This window comes from Bifidobacterium longum subsp. longum JCM 1217, assembly GCF_000196555.1.
Lineage (GTDB): Bacteria > Actinomycetota > Actinomycetes > Actinomycetales > Bifidobacteriaceae > Bifidobacterium > Bifidobacterium longum.
This window is the reverse complement of record NC_015067.1, coordinates 1,335,759-1,360,182: the sequence shown is the minus strand read 5'-3', so window position 1 is coordinate 1,360,182 and position 24,424 is coordinate 1,335,759. Positions and strand designations below refer to the sequence as shown.

Sequence of the window (24,424 nt, the reverse complement as noted above, 5' to 3'; positions counted from 1 at the left end):
TCAAATCGTGTATCCTATGGGCGAGTACGGCGCTGACCGTGCTATATATATCGACTTACGAACCAAAGACGACGAAAGGACCATGATGGCTCAGGATTATGATTCCCCCCGCAACAAGGATGAGGACGAGGAATCGCTGCAGGCGCTGGGGAAGTCCTCGCAGAACGCCTCGAGCGACATCGACGACGATGAGAACGCCATCGCCGAAGACTACGAACTGCCGGGCGCCGATTTGAGCAACGAGGATTCCTCGGTGACCGTCATCCCCATGCAGGGTGACGAGTTCATCTGCTCGCAGTGCTTCCTGGTCAAGCATCGCAGCCAGCTCGCCTACACGGACGAGGATGGCCAGCCGGTGTGTGAGGAGTGCGCCGCCTGATGGCGTTCGACGAGACCTACAACGAGCCCGAATCCACCGAGGTCCTGGTCAAGAGCCTCGACCCCGAACATCCGGCCCAGCTGCACTATGCCCACGCGGGCGATGCCGGTGCCGACCTCATCACCACCGTCGATGTGACGCTGAAGCCTTTTGAACGGGCACTGGTTCCCACCGGCGTGGCCATCGCCCTACCTGCGGGCTACGTGGCGTTGGTGCATCCGCGTTCCGGGCTGGCCGCCAAGCAGGGCGTCACCGTGCTCAACGCGCCTGGCACCGTTGATGCCGGCTACCGTGGCGAGATCAAGGTGCCTCTGATCAACCTCGATCCGAAGCACACCGCCGTCTTCCATCCGGGCGATCGCATCGCTCAATTGGTGATTCAGCGGTATGTTGAGGCTCGGTTCATCCCGGCCGAGACACTGCCCGGATCCGATCGCGCCGAACGCGGGTTCGGTTCGACGGGAGTGGCGTCCTGACCGGATTAGGCCGGTTGAATGACTAAGGTGATGACGGCAACAACGGTTGTGGAACCAATGATGGCGAACAGGTGAATGCACAAGGCTCCGGTTCGCGGCTACAATGAACTTCATGACGAGGGAGGTGACTGGCATGGCAGAGATTGATGGCGAGCAGTACGCCGCCCGTAAGTTGGGTTGTGAGATCAGTGCCGATCCGCTCAATCCGCTGGATCCAATCAAGAAGGTGTGCAAGTCCCATCACCCCGATGAGGATTTGTCCATTCTTGACCGTGCCTACCGGCGTGCTGTCATCCAGCACTCCGCCCAGCGCCGCAAGTCTGGCGAGCCGTACATCATCCACCCGCTGGCCGTTTCCCAGATTCTCGCGGATCTGGGCATGGGCCCGATCGTGGTGGCAGCCGGCCTGTTGCACGACACGGTGGAAGACACCGACTATACGTTGGATCAATGCCGCGCCGAATTCGGCGACACCGTGGCCGGTCTGGTCGATGGCGTTACCAAGCTGAGTCAGCTTGAAGTGGGTGATTCCGCCCAAGCCGAAACCATTCGCAAACTCGTGGTGGCCATGAGCCGCGACGTGCGTACCTTGGTGGTCAAGCTCGCCGACCGCGTACACAACGCTCGCACCTGGCGCTATGTGAAGACCACGTCCGCCCAGAAGAAGGCGCGTGAAACCCTTGACGTGTACGCACCTTTGGCCAACCGACTCGGTATGAACGCCATCAAGACGGAGCTCGAGGAACTGAGCTTCAAGGTGCTCTACCCGAAGATCTACAACGAGATCGTGGTACTGGTGGCTCGCCGAGCCGGCCAGCGCGATGTGTACCTGAAGCAGATTCTGGCGGAGATCAACGAGGATCTCGACGAGCAGAACATCAAGGCATACGTCACCGGACGCCCGAAGGATTACTTCTCCATCTACCAGAAGATGATCGTGCGCGGCCATGATTTCGCGAACATCTACGATTTGGTCGGTGTGCGCATCATCGTCGACACCATTCAGGACTGCTATGCGGCGCTTGGTGCCGTGCATGCGCGGTGGAACCCGGTTCCCGGCCGATTCAAGGACTACATCGCCATGCCGAAGCTCAACATGTACCAGTCGCTGCACACCACGGTGGTGGGCCCCGGTGGCAAGCCGGTCGAAATCCAGATTCGCACTTGGGACATGCACCGCCGCGCCGAATTCGGCATCGCCGCGCACTGGAAATACAAGGAAAACGGCCAGGCCGGCCGCGCCCTGAGCTCGCCGGACAAGTCCGATCGAAAGCGTGATGAAAACAATCAGGAGCTTTCCGAGGTCGATAACCTCAAATGGATTCAGCAGCTCGCCGACTGGACCAGCGAAACCCCTGATTCCAACGAATTCTTGGGCTCGCTCAAGGAAGACCTTGGCTCGTCCGAAGTCTACGTGTTCACGCCGAAAGGCAAAATCGTATCCCTGCCCGCTCACGCCACGCCGGTCGACTTCGCGTACGCCGTGCACACCGAAGTGGGCCACCGTACGATGGGCGCGCGCGTCAACGGTCGTTTGGTGCCGCTCGACACCACGCTCGATAATGGCGATACCGTCGAAATTCTGACGTCCAAATCCGATACAGCCGGCCCGTCACGCGATTGGCTGAGCTTCGTCAAGAGCCCGAAGGCCCGCAACAAGATTCGTCAGTGGTTCTCCAAGGAGCGTCGTACTGAAGCCATCGAGGAGGGCCGTGACGAGCTGACCCGCGCGATGCGCAAGCGCAATCTGCCGGTCAACACATTGCTTACGCCCGAAGCACTGGTGGGTGTGGCCGACGACCTTAACTTCCCGAACGCGGACGCCGTGTTCGCCGCCATTGGTGACGGACAGGTCTCCACGCAGAACGTCATCTCGCATCTGGTCAAGGATGCGGGTGCCGACGAGGTCGATGAGGAAGTCGAGCAGGAAGTCCTGCCGCTGAAGCCCATGGAACGCAAGGCCTCCAGCAGCTCCACCGGCGTGTCCGTCAAGGGCGTGGGCGATGTGTGGATCAAGCTGGCCCGTTGCTGCATGCCGGTGCCCGGTGACAATATCATCGGCTTCATCACCCGTAATCAGGGCGTATCCGTGCACCGCACCGACTGCCAGAACATGATCGATCTGAAAAACAAGCAGCCTGAGCGTGTGGTCGAAGTCGAATGGACCAGCACCAAGGGCCTGTTCATGGTCAAGATTCAGGTCGAGGCGCTGGATCGACGAAACCTGCTTTCGGACGTGACACGTGTGCTTTCCGACCATGGCGTGAACATCATTTCCGGTACGATCGCCACCGGTTCCGATCGCGTGGCCACCAGCCAGTTCAGCTTCGAAATGGCCGATCCGCAGCATCTCAACTCGTTGCTGGCAGCCGTGCGCAAGATTGATGGCGTGTTCGACGTGTACCGCATCACTGGTGCCAAGGAATCCGCCGAACCTCGACTGCGCAAGATGAAGTAGGCCGTTACCTTACTCTGGCTCCCTCTCAGAGAGGGGAGCCAAGAACACGAAAAGGTCCTGACTGGAATACCTGAACTGCGCCCCGATTGTTGGACGTGGTTTATTAAGGGTACCTGATTAGGCTGTGGGGGACATGTTCCGGAATTCCTCCGGGGTGTGTCCCTCCAGTCGTATCTGGCGGCGTTTGGTGTTCCAGTGGATGATGTACGCGTCCAGTTCGTTCTTGAACTGTTCGTATGAGGCGAACTCGCGTCCGGCGTGGAACTCGTCCTTGAGGTGGCCGAACACCTGCTCGGTCGCGGCGTTGTCGATGCAGTTGCCCTTCCTGCTCATGGACTGGCGGATGTTCAGTCCCGCGAGCCGGTCGCGCCACCACCGGTGCCGGTACTGCCAGCCCATGTCACTGTTAAACCGACATCGGTTTAACAGTGATTAAGCCGGGTTTGTTGTTAAGCCGGGGAACGGTTCGGGGTCTTGGTGGCTGGCCGTGTCCCATGTGGTTTCCCGGCTTAACGTTCCGGGTTATTTGAGGGTGTGTAGTTGTCGGAGTCGTTGCTCGCTGAGCCATGTCTCCTTGGAGGGGTCGGGGCCGGGGTTGGCCGCATCGACGGCTTTGCGCATCATGTCGAGGGTCGCGAACGCGTAGAACGCGCTGGTTGTGCTCATGCTTTCGTGGCCGAGCAGTTGCATGATGAGCGGTAGCGGCACGCCCTGTTGGTAGAGGTCCATGGCGCGGGTCCGGCGGATCAGGTGGCAGTGGACGCGTTCGGGCATGGACGGGCACGTCCCGCGGCGTGCTCTGGCCGCCGCGGTTTTGAGGATCTCGTCGATCCGGTCCACGGAGAGCGGCTGGATGGCGCCGTTCCTCGTCGAGTGGAACAACGGCCCGTCGCCGTCGCGCATGGACGGTCCGGGATGGAATTCCTCGAGGTAGGCGGCCAGGTGGGTTCGTGTCCTTTCTCCCAGGGGCACGACCCGGCTCTTGCCGCGTTTGCCGGTGAGCGTGACCCTGGCCGGCTTATCCATACCCACGTCCGCGATGGTCAGTGCGGCGAGTTCGCCGATCCTGGCGGCGGTGTCGTACATGAGGATCAGGAGCATGCGGTTCCTGCGCGATTTGGCGTCGCCGGTGCCCCATGCGGTCAGCAACGCTTTGGTGTGCTCCTCCCCGAGGTGGTCGACGGGTTTGCGCGCGGGTGGTTTGACACGTATGCCGGCCGCGTCGTTGCCCAGCGCGGTCAATGCCGGGTGTTCGAGGCCCGCGTGGTCGAGGAACACGCGCATCGTCGTCATCCTCAGCATGATGGTGCGGTCCGAGTACCCGCGCTCGGTCCGCATCCATTCGACCCACCGGCCCAGGCGCGCCCGGTCGAAATGCCCGAAACCGATGTGGCTGCGCTGCGTGCCTTCCGTGGTTTCGAGCCATCGGACGTAGGATTCCAGGCCGATGCGGTACGCCTCGACGGTCTTCGGCGAGCTGCCCCGCACCTTGGGCAGCCAGTGGTGCAGCCAGTCGCGCGCGACTCGCCAGAAGTCCGGTTCACCGGAGCTGGCGGCCGTTTTCCTTGCCTTGCTCATGGTTCCTCCGTTTCCGGGACCACGCGTTCGGCGTCGGCGACGAGGTCCGCGTATCCGTCCATGAAATCGAGGCTGGCGTGCACGTAGTAGAGGGTGCTGTCGATGCCGGCGTGTCCCATGTAGGCCGCCAGATAGGGCAGCATCGCCATCACGTCCACGCCGTCGCGAGTCCACCGCTCGATGTTCGCGAACGCGAACCGGTGCCGGAAATCATAGGGCCTGGGCCGTTTGCCGGCTTGTGGCCACTCGAGCCCGGCCCGCGTCCAGACGCGGCGGAACACCACGCCGGGCATGCCCGGGGAGACCGGATTGCCGGTGGAGGTGACGAAGAACGCGGGACGGTCGTCTCCGAAGCGTTCGCGGGACCGTTGGTCGCATTCCAGCAGTTCGGCGGCGACCTCGTCGCCCACGGGCAGCCTGCGGCTGCGACCGGCCTTGGAATCGACCACGTCGATGGAACGGGCCTTGTGGTCGACGTGCCCGACGGCGAGTCTCCTGACCTCTCGGGTGCGCAGCCCGCAGCAGGCCATGAGCATGAAGAACGCGCGAGACTGCCACGCCCACGGCGACGGAGACTCCAACGTTCCCGCGGCCCGCAGGAACAGGGCGGCCTCGCGGTCCGTCAGCAGGTACGGCGTCGGACGCGGGGATCCGGCCTTCCACTGGTCGGAGAGCACGTACGCGTCGGGATCGTGGGCCAGTCGCATCCACCTGCCGAAGTCCCTGATGTACGAGAACCACGAGCGGCAACCCCCGGGATTCGCGTCGATCCTATGGGCGATCCATCGCTCCACGACGCCCCGCTCCAGACGCACGGCCCCGTGTTCGAGGCAATGCCGGTCGAACGAGCGCAGGACCTGGACGCGGGTGGCGCCATGCCTGCCCATGGACGCCTTGAAACGGATGTACTCCTCCAATTCGCCGGCGAGCGGGCCGACGAATCCGTGTTCCGTGGGTCTCATGACGATCCGCCTTCCGGCACGGGCAGCACGCACGCGAGCATTCCCCCGCGGTGCGTGGCCATGTAGACGCGTGTGGAATCGGGGTCGGCGTGGCCAAGCACCGCGCTGATCGTCGGCAACGGCGTGGCCGCCTCCAGCATCCTCGTCGCCGCGTTGCGCCGCAACAGCCTGGAACCGCCCCGGCGTCCGAGCCCGGCGTGCCGCATGACACGGCTGATCGCCTCGTACACCGATGAATGACCCCGAAGCGCGACATGGGGCGCCTTGTACCGCACGAACACACGGTCGTCGTCGGTGGCGGGCCTTTCGTCCAACAGCCAGGACGCCAGCCTCGCGGCCAGCGGTCCCGTCATCGGCACGGTCAACGGATTGCCCGTCTTTCGCTGCACCAGACCTATGCTCATGGAATCCCAATCCACGTCGGCGATCCTCAGACCGATCACATCGCATGCCCTCAGCCCGCACGTCAGCGACAGCAGGGTGATCGCCGCGTCCCTCGACGGCACCGACCGCGAGGCGCACGCCTCCAGCAAGCGGCGGTGCTCGTCGTCGGGCAACGTTCCCGCGATCGCGTGGGTCCTGCGTATGCCGGCCAGGCCGATCGCGTCCGCCAGGTCATCCCGCCCGAGCCATCTGAACAACGGGCGCAGGTCCGACGCGGCGTGCCGCATCGACGACTCCGACCAGCGTGAACGCAGCCCGGCCAGGAACCCCAGCACATGCGAGCCATCCGAACCGTCCAACGACACGACCCCATGAGATTCCAGCCACGTGAGGAACAAGCCCGCCATCCGACGGTAATGCCCCACCGTCGCCGAAGCCAGTCCCGAACCGGCGAGATACGCCTCCCAACGCTCCATGACCACGGCCAAACCCGGAACCACCGGCTCCGCAAGCCTGCTCCTGCGCCACTTGCCCAGGTCCACCGAACCGGACCGCAGATACGAGTCGCACAAACGCGCCAGCCTGCCGTAATCGAACCACCGCTGCCTGCTGAAACCGCCCGTCCGCTCACTGAAGGTCGACGCGGCGAACCCCGCGCCCAACCCACGCGTGTACACCGCATCCGGGCCTCCGGCGTACCGTTCCAACGCCCTGATGGACTTGCGGTACTGGCCTATGGTGGATTCCATATAACCGGCCCCGTAAAGCGCGCGGACCACCTCGCCCGCGACATGGCCAACCGTCGTCTCACCCATGGCAAACTCCTTCGTTCGAATCAAATGGGACAAGACGAACATAACCCGGAACGTTAAGCCGGGAAACCACATGGGACACGGCCAGCCACCAAGACCCCGAACCGTTCCCCGGCTTAACAACAAACCCGGCTTAATCGGAGTGCGGGATCGGGTCGGCGTCTTCGGGCAGCTTCTCCTCGAGCATGGCGAGCAGGCGCCGCTGCTGGGCCATGTCGGGATGCCGGCTGACGTCCCAGGCCACGATCTCCTTGGATCCCATATCGTATACGGGAGCCGGATACGCCTTGCCGTCGGCGACCCTGAACTCGGTGACGTCCGTGCCCAGCTTCACCCACGGCCGGTCGGCCGTGAAGTCGCGGTTCAGCAGGTTCTCCGCCCTCGCGCCCGTCTCGTCCCGGTACGAGCTGTATTTCCGGTACGGGTTCGGCCTGCGTATCCGGCATTCCAGGCCCATGCGCCTCATGACCTTCAGCACGCTCTTGTGGCTCACCCGCACCCCGAACTCGTGCACGAGGCACATGCGTATCTGCCGGTGGCCGCACCCGTTGGGCGTGCGCGCGAATATCTCGGCGACCATCGGCTCGATGTCCGGCCGGGTCACGGCGGCCGGATGCGACAGAAGATGGTAATACGTGCTTTTCGCCAGTCCGGCCGCCCTGAGCAGGTGCCGGAGCCGATGTCCCGGCCCCGCCAGCATGGAGACGATCACCGTTCTGTCCCGGTTGCCGATCTCCGCGCCAGCAGGGCGTCGACTTTTTCCAGGTACGCGACCCTCGCCTTGAGGTACGCGTTCTCCTCCTCAAGGAGCTGTTCCCTTGTGGGAGCCGGCCTCGGCTTGGATTTCGCGCCCCTGGGCCTGCCCTTCGGTTTCGGACGCAGCGCGTCCGGGCCGCCGGACCGGTACTCGCGGCACCAGCGCTCCAACGGGGCGGGACCCGCGATCCTGTACTTCTCCATGACTTCGGCCTTCGTCAGCCCATGCTCCACATGGTCGCGCACCGCCGCGAGCTTCGTCTCGTAGTCGTATCTCCTGTTGCCTTCGCGTTCTCCCATGAGCGCCGCCTCCCCGCCAAACCGGTATGACAACACCCATTTTCCCGCGGTACTGACGGGCGCGCCAAGCCGGCGGGCGAGAGAACGCCTCCCGGCCCCGCCCCGGATCAGGTCGGCGACGACCCGCATGAAACCGTCATCGTAATGACGCCTGCGATCCCTACACATGAGAAACCGCACCTCCGATCATCGAATCTGAATTACTTCAGTCCAACAATCGGGGTGCGGTTCAGAATCAGGACCTTTTCGTATATGTTGTCGGTCTTACTCCGCCACGTCCACGGACAGAATCACGGCCGGCTCGAGCGGGCGATCCATCGGATCGGTGTCCAGTGCTTCGAGCTTATCGACGACCTTCTTGGAGTCGTCATCGGCGACCTCACCGAAGATGGTGTGGTGACCGTCCAGCCACGGGGTCGGCACGGTGGTGATGAAGAACTGGGAGCCGTTGGTGCCATGGACCTTACCGTCCATGCCGCGACGCAGACCGGCGTTGGCCATAGCCAACAGGTACGGCTTGTCGAACTTCAGGCTCGGGTCGATCTCATCGTCGAACTCGTAGCCAGGGCCGCCGGTACCGGTGCCCAGCGGGCAACCGCCCTGAATCATGAACTGCTTGATGATACGGTGGAAGATCAGGCCGTTGTAGAACTTGCCGTGGGAAGGCTGGCCGGTGTACGGGTCCGCCCATTCCTTCTCGCCAGTGGCGAGGCCCAGGAAGTTGGCCACGGTGTTCGGAGCCTTGTCGTCGAACAGGTTGATGGTGATGCTGCCCTCAGAGGTATTCATAATGATGGTAGTCATACGTTCCATGTTCTCATTGCCCCACGTCATTGACTGGCATTGCCGCCATCGCTGCTATCGAGTCGGCGATTGTCAGCCAATGAATTTGATGCCGGTTCCGCTGCTGCTACCGGTTGAGGAGCCGCTCGAACCGCTATTACCGGAGTTTGAACTGGATGATCCGCCCGTGGAGCTGGAAGAGGAACCGGAGCCATTGGCTGATCCTGAACCCGATCCGGTTGAACCGTTGCCGGTGCCGGTGGTGCCTCCGGTGGTGCCGGAACCGGTGGAACCGCCAGTCGTGCCCGAATTAGTGGAGGAATCGGTGCCGGTCGAACCATCGGTGGATCCATTGGTGTTGGAATCGGTTGAGGAGTCGGTGCCGGTTGAGCCGGACGTGCTTGAATCGGTGCCGTCGTTGGACGAGCCGGATGTGGAGTCCTTGGTGTTGGAATCATTCGAACCGTCGGTAATGCCCGGCTGCGGCAGTCCGTTATTCTGATTGGACGTGTCGGTCTGCGTTTTGGTGTCGGTTTGCGTGGGCGTGGTGGACGGAGTGATGATATGGTCCGTGCCACGGCCCTGCGTGACTAGCATGACGATGCCGGCGGTTACTGCCACGGCGAGCAGGCCGGATACCAGCGTGACGATAATGGCGGTGCGCTTCGAATTATGGGAGCGGGCCTTGCGCAGTTCATTGACCGAATAGGTTCGTCCGTTCGCTCGATTGGACACGACTTCGCGCGGCTTGCGCGCGGTGGAAACGGTATTGACCATGCCGGTCATCGTCGTATCGGACTCGGATTCGGCTGCCTTATCGGACTTATTATCCGTAGTGTCATCGTCATTGCCGGAAGACGAGGCCGACTGTAGTTTCTCACCGGAGGCGGTGAGTATGTTTTGATAGATTTTGGTGGCCACCGCGGAGACGATGTAGCTGGCTGCCGCGCCGATTACCGAGCCGGCGATACCGATTTTCGATGCCAGTAAGAATGAGGTGACGGCGGCAAGGGTGCCCGCCACGATGGATGAGAGGGAAAGACCTTCGAAAAACTTCTTCACAAGACACGACCGTAAAGTGTCGGGCTGGAAGGTTGCTTAAGGCTCGGTGATACCGAGAGGATGCCTACACGAGACCTTCAAAACCTAGCCAGCGGAATGTGGAATGACTCAAAAATATGGTGCCGATGAGCAGTGGGAATCAGCGCAAAGTGGCGCAAAGTAGCGCAAAGAACAACCGAAATTGGTTCGCTTGGAGCGAAAACGACGTTCAGCAGAACGTCATGCAGCCCAAGCGAAGCTGCCGTTGCCGGCACCCAACTCGAAATGCAGTTTGGCGATGCCAAGTCCGATTTCCGATTGCACGCCTTCAAGAGCCTCGGCCTTCACCGTAACGGTTCAGGGCAATGGAGAACCCATGACCATCCATGGCCGAAACTGAATCGTCAGTTCCGGTGCAGCGACTGTTTGGTCGGCTTGATTACCGACATCAGCACGGCGACGAAGATCAGCGCAAAGCCCACCAGTGAACTCCACATGATTGTCTCGCCCCAGAACAGCGCGGAGAACGTGACAGCGAACAGACTTTCCGTACACATGATGATTGACGCCTGCGAGGCAGGCACGTGAGCCAGACCGATGTTCTGCATGATCTGGGCACTCATCGTGGCGCCGAGGAACAGATAGAGCACGCTGGCCACTACTGAGGGTGCCAGCCAGCTGGCGTTCGGCATGGGTTCGGTGAACAACGCGCCGATGATGAACAATACGCCGGCAACGCCGAACTGCACAAAAGTGACGGCGATAGGGTCGAAGCGTTTGGTGTAGACACCAAGGCAGGTCAGATTGAACGAGAAGATGACCGCGGTGGCGATGGTCAGCCAGTCGCCGGCACTCAGCGACAGCGAACCGCCCGGCTTCAGCGAGACGAAGCCGACGCCGATCAGACAGATCACGCCGGCGACCAGATTGATGGCCTTCGGGCGGTTTTTTGAAATAATCCACGTGGCGAACGGGGTGAGTACGCAGTAGGCGGCCGTCAGGAACGCGCTGCGGCCCGGTTCAATGGTCTGCAGGCCGATGGTCTGGGTGACCATCGTGCCCCAGTAGGTCAGGCCCACCACGAGCGCCGGCACAATGATTTTCGGCGTCAGATACGGCACGATGTGCTTATGGAACAAGGCCAGCATGCACAGGCAGGCGCCGATCATGCGCAGACCCATCAGCCATTGGGGCGGAATCGCCTCCATGGCGAATTTGGCGAGCAGATAGCTGCCACCCCATAATGCAGCGCAGCCCAGCAACATGAGTCGGGCGAGATTCGGGGGAAAGTTGCGGGACCAGCGGCTGCGCAGCTTGCTGAAACGTTCGACCAAACCCATGGTGCACCTCAGGACAGTTAGGAAAACTTGTGGCTCTCTCGGCTCACAGATTACGGGAACTACCGGCCAAAATCGACCGGTCGATGGGTGTCGGGTGTGTGACAGGTGTGTGGCTGGTGCGCGACCGGGGCATGGCATCGCCAAGCAGGCAAAAACCGGATGAAAGCTGTGCGAAGGTGAGGTTACTCACAGCGAACATCCGGGCTAGTCGCGTTCGAAACCGGTACTCTGGAAAGAGTAAGGATACGTTATCCGTATCAATCATGAAAGGATTCGACATGGCAGTCATTACTCCGGAAATCAAGGAATTCATCAAGAACAACCTTGGCTGGATCACCACCGTCTCCAAGGACGGCGAACTGGACCTCGGCCCGAAGATGTCCCTGTTCGTGCTGGACGACACGCACATCGCCTACCACGAGCGCACCGCCGGCCAGCACTATGAGAACCTCAAGAACGGTTCCCCGCTGGTCATCGCTTTCGCCAACCTCGAGAAGAAGCAGGGCTACCGCTTCCGCGGCAACGTGGTGCTGCACGTTGACGACGACATCTACAACGAGCAGGTCAAGGTCGCCGAGGAAAAGGGCACCAAGAAGCCGGCCGTGATTCCGGTTCTCGAAGTCACCGAGATCCAGGACCTTGCCTCCGGTCCGACCGCCGGCAAGACCATCGCCAAGGACTGATTAGCTGACGTATTGATGGCTTCCTCGTCAGAGGGAGCCACTTTTTCGCTTTTTAGTGCGCAGTACTAGGTGACGGCCTTGGGCGTCGGTGGTGGCGAAGAGGTAGGTGCTACCACCGTCCTTGAGTTTGAGTTTTTTGCGCAGCTGGGCCACGGTTAGGGGGAAATTGCGTACGGCGATGTTGGCGTGCGTGAGGCCGGCCAATAGCTGTTTCAGTTCTTTCTTGTTCATGGTGGCGATGGATTCGATGGCGAATGACCTGCCTGGAAAATCGGCAATAGGTTCGGCCGCCACGAACAGGTGGCTATTCGGGCTGATGTGATGCACGGCGAAGCGCTGTTCGAGAACATCAAAGCATCCGGCCTTCATGATTGAGGCGTTGGGCTCGTAAAGGTACTTCCAATGCGAGGAATCGAAGTCGTTCGCGCTTTCCTCAGACAGGGAATCTTCGGTATTGCAAGTATTGCGTGCAGCCAAGGCAGAATCGCTGATAGTGGTGTGATTGTCGCTGTTATCGCCGGCCTTGTACGACAGCACCTGCTCGTCATTAGCACATACCACGAGCGGTGAGGCGTAACGGCCGCGCCCCAACACCAGCAACAATTCCTTGCACTCATTCCCGGTGGAGACGATATGCACCTCATGTACCGCGCCGGCGAAATCGGCGACGGTCTTATGCCAGTCGAGCATGGGGGAGAGCTTGACCATGACCGTCGGTGCCTTGGCCAGCAGCATATCCTTCAGGGTCAGCACATCCGGCATGCAATCGGCAATCGCGTAGGTACGCGAGCCATGATCGTCACGGCGGGCCGGATCGAGGAAGATCATGGAGACTCGGCCAAGCGTGTCAAGCACTGCTGTTGAATCATCATTGATGACTTCGGCGTGGTCAAGGCCGAGTATCGGGAAATTATGGCGAGCGATATCACATAAAATGGATTGTTGTTCCACATATATGGCACGATTGAACACTCGGGACATGTAAGAAAAGTCGACGCCGAAACCGCCGGTCAGATCGACTAGGGATGTCGGGGAGTCGTCGTCGACTGCTTCTTCGGCCAACAATCGCTGTACCAGCCGAGCCTTGTACTGTGCGGTGAATTGGCTGGAACATTGTTCCATTGGGACTTGCGGCGGGAAAATCAGCCCATCATGGGACGCCCAGTCAGGTAGCTTGAGTGAAGCGCGCTGCCAGCCGGCAATTTGCTCCAGCGCGAACGGCACATCCACGTCGCCATCATGCTTGGCGTGCAAGGCCACATCACGCACATCTTCACGGCGGTGTTTGGCGATGAACGCCCAAGTCGACTCAGAAATCTCCATGCCGCCATTCTAGGGGTTGTGCTGAGATGAGTATGGCAAACCGCAAGAGAACGAGGTGGTGAAAACCGATGATCGATGAAGTGATGATGCTGCGTCATGGCCGTACGCAATACAATCTCGAACATCGCTTGCAAGGCCAGATCGATGTGCCGCTCGACATCGTAGGCCAATGGCAGGTTGACCAGACCGGATTCGCGCTCGCTTCACGGTATTACTGGGCCAAGGTGAACCGACTTGCCGAGCATCCCGAAGCCATCGCCCAGCCCGGTCCTGACGCCGCCGAACGCACTGATACGCGCCAGTTCGAGGAGGCTCCCGCCGCTGGCCGGCGCATGGTGGTGATGACCTCCGACCTGTTCCGTGCCCAACAGACCGCACACGCCTTCGCCGATATTTTGGGATTGCCAGTCACCTGTGACCAACGACTGCGTGAACGCAGCTTCGGCGAGTGGGAAGGCATGACCCGCGCCGAAATCAAAGCCGTGGCAGCCGACGACTACGCCTCTTGGAAACAGCACACTGGGGGCGAAACCAAGCATGGTGTGGAAAGCCGTGCCGCCGTGGGGCAGCGAGGTGCCGATGCCGTGCGCGCACTGGTCATCGACTCCGCCTATTCAGACAGCACGCCCACCACGCTGATGCTCGTCACCCATGGCTCATGGATTACCGCCACCATCTCCAACCTGCTCGAACTTGACCCGGACGGCATGAACGCACTCGGCGGCATGCGCAACGCCTGTTGGTGCCGGCTCAAAGTGCGCCACAGCGTCAACGGCACCCCCATCGAACAGCCCCTGTGGGAGTTGGAGGAATACAACAAGGCTCCCGCCATCGCCGACAGCGCCGACTGGGAGAACGGGCCGACCGATCTGCGAGGACCGCACATGCCAAGTTGGCAGCCAATCGTCTGGTGATGGTCGCTATGCGAAACCCCGCTCGCAAATTCGAACGGTGGGTCTAGACTAATCTCGGTTTGGAACCGTACAGCGATAGAACAGTAAGAAAGCGCGGAAGGCGGGTGAGACGACATGCTGAGAATCTTCAGCTCAATCAATGGCCAAGTGGAGCAGATCGAGAAACCGGAAAACGGCTCCTGGTTATGTTTGAGCGAACCCACTGATGTGGAGCTCGCCACCGTCGCCTCGCAAACCGGCATCGACCTGGCCGACCTGCGTGCCCCTTTGGATGACGAGGAACGTTCACGTGTAGACGTCGAAGACGATTACACGATGATCATCGTCGACATTCCCACCGTGGAAGAGCGTGGCGGACGCGACTGGTACGAGACCATCCCGCTGTCGATCATCGTCACCGAAAACCTCATCATCACCGTCTGCATGCAGGACACGCCCGTGCTCCACCCATTCATGGAAGGCACGATCCGAGGCTTCAACACCTTCATGCGTTCGCGCTTCATCCTGCAGATCCTGTACCGCAACGCCACGATGTACCTGCGTTACCTGCGCATCATCGACCGCGAAAGCGACAAGCTTGAACTGAAGCTGCGCCACTCCATGCAGAACCGCGAGATCGTGATGCTCATGGAGCTGAGCAAGACTTTGGTGTATTTCACCACATCGCTGAAATCGAACGAAATCGTGATGGAGAAGCTCACCACCCTGCAACGCATCAAGCAATACCCGGACGACGAGGACCTGCTCGACGACGTCATCACCGAAAACAAGCAGGCTATCGAGATGGCCAACATTTACAGCGGCGTTCTTGCGAACATGACCGACGCTTTCGCCTCGATCGTGTCCAACAACCTGAACAACGTGATGCGCATCTTCACCATCATCTCCATCACACTGTCCATCCCGACCCTGATCTTCTCGATGTACGGCATGAACTTCGATGGCGGCATGATGGGTATGCCGTTCACTGACAAGCCGTGGGGTTTCATGCTCATTATCGTGATTTCCATGGTGCTCTCCGGTGCGGTTGCCTGGTTCCTCACGCGTTCGCGCATGTTCAAGTAAGGCGTTTGACGGTTATGCACCACTGGTCATCGTTCGCCAGCCGTAGCATGCTCCGCGCTCGCCGTCCGATGCGGCGCGGATTTCGCTCCCGACTGATGGCAGGATTCGCCGCGGCCTTTGGCGTGATATTGCCATTATCCGGTCTGGCCGGTTGCGGCCAAATTCAAGTCACCACCGTCTCCGGAGCGCCGGAGGGGCCCACCATCGCCATTGGGGTCGCAGCCGACGAGCCATCGGTGGGAGCATGGCATGACGGCACATACCAGGGCTTCGACATCACCATCGCCAAATACGTGGCCGCCAAACTCGGCTATGCGAACAAGCAGATCGTCTTCAAACAGGTTCGCCCCGAAAACCGGCGCTCCATGCTGGACAATGGACAGGTCGACATGGTCGTCGCCTCTTGGCCTATCACCGATGAGTCCAGCGCGATCGTTGATTTTGCCGGACCATACCTCACGACCAGCGTCGGTTTGCTGGTCAGGTCGGATGAGCGTGGCCGATTCACCAATGACGCAGGTTCGGTGGGTGACGTAGGCGACGGCACGGTGTGCGCAGTGAAAGGTGACGAGACAGTCGGCATCTTCCGCGGCAACCACCCGCAGGCCCGGATTCAGGAGCGCAGCAGTTATGCGCAGTGCGTCACGGCCGTGCAAGTAGGGTCGGCGGATGCCATAGCCTCCGATATGGCGGTGCTTTCCGGTCTTCAAGCGGCCAACGGGCCCCAGTATATGGACGTGATTGCGGACAAGGGCGAGGTCGGTTATGGCATCGCCGTGAGTCAAGGCACCAGCCAATTGGCGCAGAAAATCGCGGAAGCATTGGAAGACATGGTTGAGGATGGCAGCTGGACGGCCGCCAAGGATACGTTCACAAGCCAAACAAAGCTCACGGTTTCGCTGAACGGCGACCCCAAAGCCATCGTCTCGGATGCTGAATAACGATTGACGACGTGTCCAGTTGCGAGGCTACCTTGCTGATTTATGAGTGACAACGAGAAGAGCACGCAAACCGAAGAGCCCAACTTCCGCTACAACGCCGCACTGGCGCAGGACATCGAAAACAAGTGGCAGAAGATTTGGGACGAGCAAGGCACCTTCTGGGCCGCCAACGTCAACGGCGATTTGAAGGACGGCAAGGGCCGTAACGCCGAAGGCCGCACCGCCTACTTCGCCATGGACATGTTTCCCTACCCGTCCGGCAAGGGCCTGCACGTCGGCCACCCGCTGGGCTACCTGGCCTCCGACGTGGTGAGCCGCTACCACCGCATGAAGGGCGAGAACGTCCTGCACGCCATGGGTTACGACGCCTTCGGCCTGCCTGCCGAACAGTACGCAGTCCAGACCGGCCAGCACCCGCGCGTGACCACTGAGGCGAACATCGCCAACATGAGCCGCCAGCTGCACCGTATGGGCCTGAGCTTCGACAACCGTCGTACGTTCGCCACCATCGACCCCGGCTACGTGCGCTGGACCCAATGGATCTTCTCGCGCATCTACGATTCCTGGTACGACGAGGACGCCACCAACCCGTCCGGCTCCAAGGGCTCCGCACGCCCGATCGCCGAGCTCGTGGCCAAGTTCGAATCCGGCGAAAAGGCCATTCCGGGCCACGAGTCCGACGGCAAGCAGTGGTCCGACCTCACTGACGCCGAGCAGCAGGATATCTTGAACGACTTCCGCCTGGCCTACATCTCCAAGTCCCCGGTCAACTGGTGCCCGGGTCTGGGCACCGTGCTGGCCAACGAGGAGGTCACCGCCGAAGGTAAGTCCGAGCGTGGCAACTTCCCGGTCTTCCAGCGTGAGCTACGCCAGTGGTCCATGCGCATCACCAAGTACGGCCACCGCCTCATCGCCGATCTTGACGGCATCAACTGGCCTGAGAAGGTCAAGCTCATGCAGCGCAACTGGATCGGTGAATCCCATGGTGCCTCCGTGCACTTCACCGTGGCCACTGCCGACGGTGACAAGGACATGGAAATCTACACCACCCGTCCCGACACGCTGTTCGGCACCACGTTCGCCGTGGTTTCCCCGGAACATCACCTGCTGGAGAACGTGCCCGCCGAATGGCCGGCCGATGTACCCGAAGACTGGAAGGGCGGCTATGCCAACCCGGTCGAGGCGGTGAAGGCCTACCGTCTGGCCGCCGAAGCCAAGACCGCCAAGGACCGCGTGAACGAGGCCGGTGAGAAGACCGGTCTGTTCACCGGCCTGTACGCCACCAACCCGATCACCGGCGCGAAGCTCCCGCTGTTTACTGCCGACTACGTGCTGATGGACTACGGCACCGGTGCCATTATGGCCGTGCCTGGTGGCGACCAGCGCGATTACGACTTTGCCGTGAAGTTCGGTCTGCCTGTCATCTACACCGTCACGCCTCTGCCGGATTCCGGCGACGACTTGGCCAACTACGAGGGCAAGGCGCCGTTCGTCTCCCATGACGGCATCGTGATCAACTCCTCCGTCGAGGCCACCGAAGCCAAGGGCGACGCGCTGAGCCTTAACGGCCTGCGCGTGGACGACGCCATCGCCAAGGTCAACGCCTGGCTCGAATCCGCCGGCGTGGGCAAGGGCACCGTAAGCTACCGTCTGCGCGACTGGCTGTTCTCCCGCCAGCGCTACTGGGGCGAGCCCTTCCCGATCGTCTACGGCGAAGACGGCACCCCGCACCTGCTGCCGGATTCCGCATTGCCGATCAACCTGCCCGACGTGCCCGACTATGAGCCGCGCACCTTCGATCCGATGGACGCCGAGTCCAACCCGGAGGCACCGTTGAGCCGCAACGAGGACTGGGTCAAGGTCGAGCTCGACTTGGGCGACGGCAAGAAGACCTACTACCGCGACACCAACACCATGCCGAACTGGGCCGGCTCCTGCTGGTACTACATGCGTTACATCGACCCGACCGACACCAAGCACATGGTGGAGAAGGACGAGTTCGACTACTGGATGGGCCCGAACCACAACAAGTACTCGGGTGATGAAGGCGGTGTGGACCTGTACATCGGCGGCGTCGAACACGCTGTGCTCCACCTGCTCTACTCCCGCTTCTGGCACAAGGTGCTCTTCGACCTCGGCTACGTGGACTCGGCCGAACCGTTCCACAAGCTGTTCAACCAGGGCATGATCCAGGCCTACGCCTACACCGACGACCGCGGCCAGTACGTGCCGGCCGACGAGGTCGTGGAAGGCCCGGCCGACGCCTCCGGCGAGCCGACCTTCACCTGGAACGGCGAACATGCCAACCGCGAGTTCGGCAAGATGGGCAAGTCCCTCAAGAACATCGTGACCCCGGACTACATGTACGAGAACTACGGTGCCGACACCTTCCGCCTGTACGAAATGAGCATGGGCCCGCTGGACGAGTCTCGCCCGTGGAACACCCGCAACGTGGTCGGTGGCATGCGCTTCCTGCAGCGTCTGTGGCGCAATGTGGTCGATGAGACCACCGGCCAGGCCCATGTGACTGAGGACACGCCGGACGAAAAGACCCTGAAGCTGCTCAACAACACGATTGCCGAAGTGACCGCGGAAATGGAAGGCATGCGCCCGAACACCGCCATCGCCAAGCTCATCGTGCTCAACAACCACCTGACCGGTCTGAAGGCTGTGCCGCGTGCCGCCGTGGAGCCGCTGATCCTGATGCTCGCGCCGATTGCCCCGCACATCTGCGAGGAGATGTGGAGCAAGCTCGGTCACGCCGAATCCCTGTCCGCCGAGCCGTGGCCGGTGGCCGACGAACGCTACGTGGGCCACGACACCGTGACCGCCGTGGTGCAGATCAAGGGCAAGGTGCGCGCCAAGCTCGAAGTGCCGGTCGACATCGATCCGGCCGATCTCGAGAAGCAGGCGCTGGCCGCCGTCGCCGACCGTCTTGGCGGCAAGGAGCCGCGCAAGGTGATCGTCAAGGCCCCGAAGATCGTCTCCATCGTTCCCGCGGAGTGACTTGTTGCGAGCCAGCTCCCCTCTTTGAGGGAGCTGGCTCGCGTAGCGAGACTGAGGGGAGCGTCAACCGCCCACCTCAATTGTGGATAACTTCATAAGCTAGAACCACATACCCCGTTTCAGCTGGACAAACGCCCATGAATCCATCAGCGTGGATGCATGGGCGTTTCTCATAACCATCGCGCAGACCATGCCGCCAACCGTTTGCGCGCATTCAGCAGGCAGAGCGCAGCCATGCCCCAACCGCGAGTGGAACGGCCCACGACGCCTCCGCCGCCTCCTGGCCATGCACGGATCCGTCCGGCTGGCCACCCGCCCCAAAGGGCGCAGAGCGGCCTGCGGCAGGCGACCCGTGACAAACGTGCGTTATCGGATCTGATTGGCGTACGTTCCGCCGATGCCGTCGGCGAATCAGCCAGACTCACCCGGGATCAGCCGCGATTGTCGTTCACCATTGGGCATGCCTTGGCCGTGATATTGCTGCTGATCGTCGCCCTTGGCATCAGCTTGGCATTGCTGGTCCAACAGTCGATGAATATGGCCATGCTGTCTCAACCGACCGCCATGCAGACCACGGGCGGCTCCGCTGGAGATCAGACGATGCCATCGCAGAACACCACGGACGAGAAACGCACGGATCCGCAGCAGTCGGAGCATTCCGATGCCACAGCGAACCCCGAATCGGATACCACGCAATCTCCGCACATGCAGACGGACGGCAGCGATGCCGGCGCTTCCACGCATGGTCTTATCAACCTCAACACGGCTACCGCTGAGGAATTGCAATCCATCAAAGGTATTGGGCCGGTTACCGCTCAGCGGATCATTGATCATCGCACGGCGATTGGCGGGTATACATCAGTCGATCAGCTGCTGGATGTCAAAGGCATCGGCTCCAAGACGTTGGAGACCATGCGAGGGCAGGTGACGGTCGGATGAGCAGGGATTGGATACTGCGCGAGCAGGGGAGCCGCGATTGGAGGATGCTGCCGATCGCCATAGTGATGTGGGCGGCGAGTCTGGGAGCGCACGCATTATTCGCATGGAGGATGTCTGATGGACTCGGCACCGGTCAGGCAAAGGCCGATGCCGGAGCTGGCATTGACGTCACCATAATCGGCATGGAATGGCCTGTCACACGAATATTGCCTATAACAGTGGCGTCATGTGCTGCCGTGGCGGCGATGATTGTGGTGTCTTTCCGCCTGCGGATCCGGTGGACGGGAACATTGACCGTATGCGTTGCGGTGGCGTGCATCGGCAGTATGACGGCAATCGCGTCGGACACCATTGCCTGGCATGATCCTGCCTCCGCACAAGCTCGCCAATCCAGTTCATACCACGAAGTCATGGCCACGGTGACGACGCCCGTGATCGCTTCGGACCAACGCACATACGATTGTCAGACGGACATACGGCTGAGCGGCATCACTGTGGATGGTACGGATGTACGTTCCACGGTCGCTGTGCGTGTATACGCCGACGAATCGTATTGTGGGCAGTTGCGTCGAGGCGCGGTCCATCTGCTGACAGGCGTATTGCAGCAAGCGCGATATGGACGCATACCACTATGGCTGCTCTTGGAAGGAAAACAGCCGGTAGCACAGGTGCGGGCTCCGCCGTGGCATCTCGCCGCGATTGCGCATGTGCAGGAGGCGTTTTTCACCGTGACCGAACAATTGTCCGATCAGGGGCGTGTGTTGGTGCCGGGATTGACGATGGGTGTGCTTGGCCAGGATTATATCGGCGGCGAGACCGGTCCGATGCCGGTCAACAGCACGTATGCGCAAACGTTGGAGAATCAGTTCCGCCAGTCCGGCATCATGCACCTCATGGCCGTATCCGGCGGCCACTTTGTACTGGTGGCGGGATTGGTGCGCCGGTTATGCATGTGGATGCTGCTTGATCGGCGGCTGACGGCGTTGCTGGTCTCTGGAGTATATGTGCTGCTGGCATTGGCGATGTTCCCCAGTGATTCGGTCACCCGCGCGTTCATCATGGGATTGATAGGTGCGTTGACGTATGCGATGGGGCGGCGTACGCAAGCGTTGAGCGCCCTGTGCTGGACGGTAATCGGTGTATTGGCGGTGAATCCGGATATGTCGGCCAGCTACGGATTCGCCTTGTCTTCGGCCGCCGTACTGGGTATCGTGCTGTTTGCGGGGCGGCTGGCCGGTGCCTTTGAGCGAGCGATGCCGCACGGCATCGCCGAAATGATGGCGATGACCGTGGCCGCGCAGTTGTTCACCCTGCCGATTCAGGTGTTGATGGAACCGGAGTTGCCGTTGCTGTCCGTGCCGGCGAACCTGTTGGTGTCGCCGTTTGTGGGATTGGCCACGATGGCGGGATTGATGGCATTGGCCTGCGCATGGTGCGAGCCATGGCTGGCCGGCGTATTCGCGTGGATATCGTCATGGGGCACGCTGGTGATGGAACGGGTGGCGTTGTGGCTGGGTGGCAGCACGATGGCCGTCATCCCATGGAAAGACGGCGTTACGGGTGCCGTGCTGATTGTGGCGGTGGAAATCGGTATCGGCATGCTACTGGTGTTCGTCAGCCGTTGCCTCCAGCATGTCCGTCGTTATGAGGCCGGAATGCCTGGCGTGCGCTTCGGTTCCGCTTGGCATGTCCGCCTCAGTCTCTGGTGCGAGGAGACGAGACGTCTCTTTACGCGGCGGCAAGCCGAATAGCCAATGCGGTATTCGGTGCAGCAACCATCGCAATAGCCAGCCGAACCTATGCGATAGGCCGCGCGGCATAAACCATCAGCCGGCAAAACTGCGATACAGTTGAGACCAGTTCAACCAGCTGCATGAAGGAGTGCCGGCGATGATGTTGTCTCATAATCCGATAGTCGAACCATTCGCATTGGCCCACGCCACCATCGTCACCGGAGATAAAGCCGGAACCATACTGCGTAACATGACGATCGTGGTCGGAGCCGACGGACGTATCGAACAGGTTGCACCCAGCATCGAAACCAGTATCCCAGCCGAATACCACTATCTTGACGGCACCGGCAAAATCGTGATGCCGGGGCTGATCAATGCGCATACCCATCTGTTCTCCCAAGGCAAGCCGCTCAATCCGAAGCTGGCGACGCCCAAAGGCCAACGTATGGTCGCCACATTCGCGCATTCGCCATTGGGCAAGCCGTACATGGCCGCAACCGTAAAACACAACGCCACAACATTGCTGGAATCCGGCGTTACGACGATCCGCACGCTTGGCGACGTGGGATATGAAGTCGTGACATTACGCGATCAGATTGATGCAGGCCAAATCCTCGGACCGCGTATCTTGGCATCCGGACCGCTGATGGCGATTCCCGAAGGCCATGGCGCCCCGCTTATCGCACTGACCAGCGGCACCCCGGAAGAGGCGCGTACCGCAGTCGCGCAGAATCTCAAGGCTGGCGTCAACGCCATCAAAATCGCCGCGACCGGCGGCGTAACCGATGCACAGGAAATCGGCGAGGCCGGCAGCCCGCAGATGAGCGTGGAACAGATGCGGGCGATTTGCGATGAGGCGCATCAGTACGGTGTTATTGTCGGCGCGCACGCGCAAAGCCCGGAAGGCGTGCGGCGTTCGCTGCTGGCCGGCGTCGATACCATCGAACACGGCAGCGTGCTCGACGACGAATTGATCGGCATGTTCCGGCACAATCCGAATGCGTTGCGCGGATACTCGGCATTGATTCCGACACTTTCCGCCGGCCTTCCCCTGACCTTGCTTGGACAGGACGCGACCGGCATCACCGACATCCAATTGGAGAATTCCAAAAACGTGGTCGGCGGCATGGTTTCAGGTGCCCGTCAAGCGCACGAGGCCGGATTGATGATAGGCGTCGGCACCGATACAGGCATGACATTCGTGCCGCAGTACGCCACATGGCGTGAGCTGGAGCTGCTGGTCGCATACGCCGGTTTCAGCCCGGCTGAGGCCCTGCACGCAGCCACTGCCGTCAACGCCTCCATTCTCGGCGTCGATGCCGAGACCGGTTCTTTGGAAGTCGGCAAATCCGCTGATTTGCTTGTGCTGAATGCCAATCCGCTGGACGACCTGCGCGCGTTGGAACACCCGGCACTGGTCATCGCGGCCGGTCACCCGGTATGGCGTCCCGCTCCCAAGCGTTTCGCGGATATCGACGCCCTGTTGGATGAGGCATACGCCTAATCGCGGAGTGCTGCCGGGCCGTTATGCCGGCAGGTCATTGTCCAACCTGTGTGGCGAGATGGGGGCATGGCGAAAACAGCAGCGAACGTACCGGTAACCGTGGTGCCCGGAGGCGACTCGTATTTGAACGACGCGCGCACCAAGGCACTGTGCGCACAAGCGTTGAAGGCGCGACCCGACGCCGAACTCATCGAGCTCGACGCCACATCGGCCGACCAATATGCCTTCGATGAAGCCGTCAGCCCATCGTTGCTTTCCGACGTTGCCGTGGTCAAACTCGTCAACCTGCAGAATGCCGACGAAAAGCTCGCCGAAGCTCTGGTGACGTACACCAAGCAGGCCGCCAAGGATCCGAACGGCTCCAGCGTGGTGATCTGCCAGCACGAGGGCGGCGTCAAAGGGCGCAAGATCATCGACCAACTGGTGAAAGCCGGCGCTCGCAAAGAGGACGTGCCGGATTTGAAGAAACCGGATGCCCAACTCAATTTCGTACTCGGAGAATTCGAGAAACGCGGTCGTAGAGTCGAACCGATGGCCGCGCAGCAGCTGGTATCCGTGCTCGGCGGCAAAACCGGCGAACTCGCCGCCATGTGCGAGCAATTGTGTTTCGACTTTGACGATAATCCGATGGGGCTCGACCGTGTCAACCAGTATTTGACCGCCAATCCGCAGGTCACCGGTTTTGCCGTGGCAGACAAGGCCGTGGAAGGCAAAACCGCAGAAGCCATCGTCATGATGCGTGCAGCTGTGGAACAAGGGACCGATCCCATCGCGCTGATCGGCGCGTTGGCCATGAAGCTCCGTACCATTGCCAAAGCCTCGGCGGTCCGGGCCGGCACGATTTCACAGGCCGAAGCGAAAACCAATCCGTGGGTGCTGAAGAATGCGATGCGCCAACTTGGCGGCTGGACTTCGGCAGGACTCGCGCATTGCATCCGTATGCTCGCCTGGGCGGATGAGCAAAGCAAAACGAACGGCGGCGACCCGGTATATGCGCTGGAACGCTGCATTGAAGACATCAGTCATAAAGGTCGGTAAAAGTCGATA

Annotated in this window: 20 protein-coding genes and 2 pseudogenes; 12 read left to right on the top strand and 10 right to left on the bottom strand. The window is 61.0% G+C overall.

Translation table 11 applies throughout. From position 1 onward, the window contains the following. Positions 1-85: 85 nt before the first annotated feature. The 3 genes from BLLJ_RS06025 to BLLJ_RS06015 all read left to right on the top strand — a co-directional run bounded on the left by BLLJ_RS06025 (position 86) and on the right by BLLJ_RS06015 (position 3,313). Positions 86-379, top strand: a complete 294-nt coding sequence (locus tag BLLJ_RS06025; protein WP_007052669.1) for a DUF4193 domain-containing protein — start codon at positions 86-88, stop codon at positions 377-379. After that, positions 379-855: a dUTP diphosphatase gene (dut, locus tag BLLJ_RS06020; protein ID WP_007055963.1), complete on the top strand. Its 477-nt coding sequence runs from the start codon at positions 379-381 to the stop codon at positions 853-855. The genes BLLJ_RS06025 and dut overlap by 1 nt, the downstream gene beginning before the upstream one ends. Before the next feature lie 133 nt (positions 856-988). Further along, positions 989-3,313, top strand: a complete 2,325-nt coding sequence (locus BLLJ_RS06015; protein ID WP_012471819.1) for a RelA/SpoT family protein — start codon at positions 989-991, stop codon at positions 3,311-3,313. A 117-nt stretch (positions 3,314-3,430) separates the two neighbouring features. On the opposite strand, the pseudogene BLLJ_RS06010 reads toward BLLJ_RS06015, so the two are convergent. The 9 genes and pseudogenes from BLLJ_RS06010 to BLLJ_RS05970 form a co-directional block, all read right to left on the bottom strand. Further along, positions 3,431-3,721 (bottom strand): annotated as a pseudogene (locus tag BLLJ_RS06010) (transposase); the annotation flags it as partial. A 114-nt stretch (positions 3,722-3,835) separates the two neighbouring features. Continuing rightward, positions 3,836-4,891 carry a tyrosine-type recombinase/integrase gene (locus BLLJ_RS06005; RefSeq protein ID WP_013582544.1) on the bottom strand — a complete coding sequence of 352 codons (1,056 nt, stop codon included), beginning with the start codon at positions 4,889-4,891 and terminating at the stop codon, positions 3,836-3,838. After that, positions 4,888-5,853 (bottom strand): tyrosine-type recombinase/integrase, encoded by a 966-nt coding sequence (locus tag BLLJ_RS06000; RefSeq protein ID WP_013582545.1) that lies wholly within the window; start codon positions 5,851-5,853, stop codon positions 4,888-4,890. Before BLLJ_RS06000 ends, BLLJ_RS06005 begins: the two co-directional genes overlap by 4 nt. Continuing rightward, positions 5,850-7,052 carry a site-specific integrase gene (locus BLLJ_RS05995; protein WP_007053137.1) on the bottom strand — a complete coding sequence of 401 codons (1,203 nt, stop codon included), beginning with the start codon at positions 7,050-7,052 and terminating at the stop codon, positions 5,850-5,852. Before BLLJ_RS05995 ends, BLLJ_RS06000 begins: the two co-directional genes overlap by 4 nt. A 133-nt stretch (positions 7,053-7,185) precedes the next feature. Next, a pseudogene (locus BLLJ_RS05990) lies at positions 7,186-7,758 on the bottom strand (IS3 family transposase); the annotation flags it as partial. Beyond that, positions 7,758-8,273 carry an IS3 family transposase gene (locus BLLJ_RS05985; protein WP_032740853.1) on the bottom strand — a complete coding sequence of 172 codons (516 nt, stop codon included), beginning with the start codon at positions 8,271-8,273 and terminating at the stop codon, positions 7,758-7,760. The gene BLLJ_RS05985 and the pseudogene BLLJ_RS05990, both read right to left, overlap by 1 nt. A gap of 96 nt (positions 8,274-8,369) precedes the next feature. Continuing rightward, positions 8,370-8,909 carry a peptidylprolyl isomerase gene (locus BLLJ_RS05980; RefSeq protein ID WP_032735440.1) on the bottom strand — a complete coding sequence of 180 codons (540 nt, stop codon included), beginning with the start codon at positions 8,907-8,909 and terminating at the stop codon, positions 8,370-8,372. Between the two features lie 72 nt (positions 8,910-8,981). After that, positions 8,982-9,950: a hypothetical protein gene (locus tag BLLJ_RS05975; RefSeq protein ID WP_007052675.1), complete on the bottom strand. Its 969-nt coding sequence runs from the start codon at positions 9,948-9,950 to the stop codon at positions 8,982-8,984. Positions 9,951-10,333: 383 nt separating this feature from the next. After that, positions 10,334-11,269, bottom strand: coding sequence for a DMT family transporter (locus tag BLLJ_RS05970; RefSeq protein WP_007052677.1), 936 nt, complete (start codon positions 11,267-11,269; stop codon positions 10,334-10,336). A gap of 278 nt (positions 11,270-11,547) precedes the next feature. Between BLLJ_RS05970 and BLLJ_RS05965 the strand changes: the two genes are divergently transcribed. Beyond that, positions 11,548-11,952 carry a pyridoxamine 5'-phosphate oxidase family protein gene (locus tag BLLJ_RS05965; protein ID WP_007052678.1) on the top strand — a complete coding sequence of 135 codons (405 nt, stop codon included), beginning with the start codon at positions 11,548-11,550 and terminating at the stop codon, positions 11,950-11,952. A gap of 27 nt (positions 11,953-11,979) precedes the next feature. Here BLLJ_RS05965 and BLLJ_RS05960 read toward each other — a convergent pair whose 3' ends face one another. Next, positions 11,980-13,275 (bottom strand): THUMP-like domain-containing protein, encoded by a 1,296-nt coding sequence (locus BLLJ_RS05960; RefSeq protein WP_013582782.1) that lies wholly within the window; start codon positions 13,273-13,275, stop codon positions 11,980-11,982. A 68-nt stretch (positions 13,276-13,343) separates the two neighbouring features. Here BLLJ_RS05960 and BLLJ_RS05955 point away from each other — a divergent pair, with 68 nt between their 5' ends. The 8 genes from BLLJ_RS05955 (at position 13,344) to holA (ending at position 24,415) form a co-directional block, all read left to right on the top strand. Then, positions 13,344-14,189 carry a histidine phosphatase family protein gene (locus tag BLLJ_RS05955; protein ID WP_007052680.1) on the top strand — a complete coding sequence of 282 codons (846 nt, stop codon included), beginning with the start codon at positions 13,344-13,346 and terminating at the stop codon, positions 14,187-14,189. 114 nt (positions 14,190-14,303) lie between these two features. Next, positions 14,304-15,254 (top strand): magnesium transporter CorA family protein, encoded by a 951-nt coding sequence (locus BLLJ_RS05950; protein ID WP_007054371.1) that lies wholly within the window; start codon positions 14,304-14,306, stop codon positions 15,252-15,254. A 95-nt stretch (positions 15,255-15,349) separates the two neighbouring features. Next, complete coding sequence (locus tag BLLJ_RS05945) at positions 15,350-16,195, top strand: glutamate ABC transporter substrate-binding protein (RefSeq protein WP_010080747.1); 846 nt, start codon at positions 15,350-15,352, stop codon at positions 16,193-16,195. Positions 16,196-16,237: 42 nt separating this feature from the next. Further along, positions 16,238-19,201 (top strand): leucine--tRNA ligase, encoded by a 2,964-nt coding sequence (gene leuS / locus BLLJ_RS05940; protein WP_010080746.1) that lies wholly within the window; start codon positions 16,238-16,240, stop codon positions 19,199-19,201. Between the two features lie 159 nt (positions 19,202-19,360). Further along, positions 19,361-20,140: a ComEA family DNA-binding protein gene (locus tag BLLJ_RS11615; protein ID WP_007052684.1), complete on the top strand. Its 780-nt coding sequence runs from the start codon at positions 19,361-19,363 to the stop codon at positions 20,138-20,140. Beyond that, the gene (locus tag BLLJ_RS05930) at positions 20,137-21,891 is read left to right on the top strand and encodes a ComEC/Rec2 family competence protein (RefSeq protein ID WP_016507697.1); all 1,755 of its coding nucleotides are present in this window, start codon (positions 20,137-20,139) and stop codon (positions 21,889-21,891) included. The genes BLLJ_RS11615 and BLLJ_RS05930 overlap by 4 nt, the downstream gene beginning before the upstream one ends. Before the next feature lie 139 nt (positions 21,892-22,030). Beyond that, on the top strand, positions 22,031-23,377 hold the full coding sequence (locus tag BLLJ_RS05925; RefSeq protein WP_013582779.1) for a metal-dependent hydrolase family protein: 1,347 nt from the start codon (positions 22,031-22,033) through the stop codon (positions 23,375-23,377). A gap of 66 nt (positions 23,378-23,443) precedes the next feature. Beyond that, complete coding sequence (holA, locus tag BLLJ_RS05920; protein WP_007057620.1) at positions 23,444-24,415, top strand: DNA polymerase III subunit delta; 972 nt, start codon at positions 23,444-23,446, stop codon at positions 24,413-24,415. Positions 24,416-24,424 lie beyond the last annotated feature (9 nt).

Bases quoted from the DNA above. Each gene is read 5' to 3' on its own strand.
- BLLJ_RS06025 (WP_007052669.1), top strand. From the start codon at position 86: ATGGCTCAGGATTATGATTCCCCCCGCAACAAGGATGAGGACGAGGAA.
- dut (WP_007055963.1), top strand. From the start codon at position 379: ATGGCGTTCGACGAGACCTACAACGAGCCCGAATCCACCGAGGTCCTG.
- BLLJ_RS06015 (WP_012471819.1), top strand. From the start codon at position 989: ATGGCAGAGATTGATGGCGAGCAGTACGCCGCCCGTAAGTTGGGTTGT.
- BLLJ_RS06005 (WP_013582544.1), bottom strand. From the start codon at position 4,891: ATGAGCAAGGCAAGGAAAACGGCCGCCAGCTCCGGTGAACCGGACTTC.
- BLLJ_RS06000 (WP_013582545.1), bottom strand. From the start codon at position 5,853: ATGAGACCCACGGAACACGGATTCGTCGGCCCGCTCGCCGGCGAATTG.
- BLLJ_RS05995 (WP_007053137.1), bottom strand. From the start codon at position 7,052: ATGGGTGAGACGACGGTTGGCCATGTCGCGGGCGAGGTGGTCCGCGCG.
- BLLJ_RS05985 (WP_032740853.1), bottom strand. From the start codon at position 8,273: ATGTGTAGGGATCGCAGGCGTCATTACGATGACGGTTTCATGCGGGTC.
- BLLJ_RS05980 (WP_032735440.1), bottom strand. From the start codon at position 8,909: ATGACTACCATCATTATGAATACCTCTGAGGGCAGCATCACCATCAAC.
- BLLJ_RS05970 (WP_007052677.1), bottom strand. From the start codon at position 11,269: ATGGGTTTGGTCGAACGTTTCAGCAAGCTGCGCAGCCGCTGGTCCCGC.
- BLLJ_RS05965 (WP_007052678.1), top strand. From the start codon at position 11,548: ATGGCAGTCATTACTCCGGAAATCAAGGAATTCATCAAGAACAACCTT.
- BLLJ_RS05960 (WP_013582782.1), bottom strand. From the start codon at position 13,275: ATGGAGATTTCTGAGTCGACTTGGGCGTTCATCGCCAAACACCGCCGT.
- BLLJ_RS05955 (WP_007052680.1), top strand. From the start codon at position 13,344: ATGATCGATGAAGTGATGATGCTGCGTCATGGCCGTACGCAATACAAT.
- BLLJ_RS05950 (WP_007054371.1), top strand. From the start codon at position 14,304: ATGCTGAGAATCTTCAGCTCAATCAATGGCCAAGTGGAGCAGATCGAG.
- BLLJ_RS05945 (WP_010080747.1), top strand. From the start codon at position 15,350: ATGGCAGGATTCGCCGCGGCCTTTGGCGTGATATTGCCATTATCCGGT.
- leuS (WP_010080746.1), top strand. From the start codon at position 16,238: ATGAGTGACAACGAGAAGAGCACGCAAACCGAAGAGCCCAACTTCCGC.
- BLLJ_RS11615 (WP_007052684.1), top strand. From the start codon at position 19,361: ATGGGCGTTTCTCATAACCATCGCGCAGACCATGCCGCCAACCGTTTG.
- BLLJ_RS05930 (WP_016507697.1), top strand. From the start codon at position 20,137: ATGAGCAGGGATTGGATACTGCGCGAGCAGGGGAGCCGCGATTGGAGG.
- BLLJ_RS05925 (WP_013582779.1), top strand. From the start codon at position 22,031: ATGATGTTGTCTCATAATCCGATAGTCGAACCATTCGCATTGGCCCAC.
- holA (WP_007057620.1), top strand. From the start codon at position 23,444: ATGGCGAAAACAGCAGCGAACGTACCGGTAACCGTGGTGCCCGGAGGC.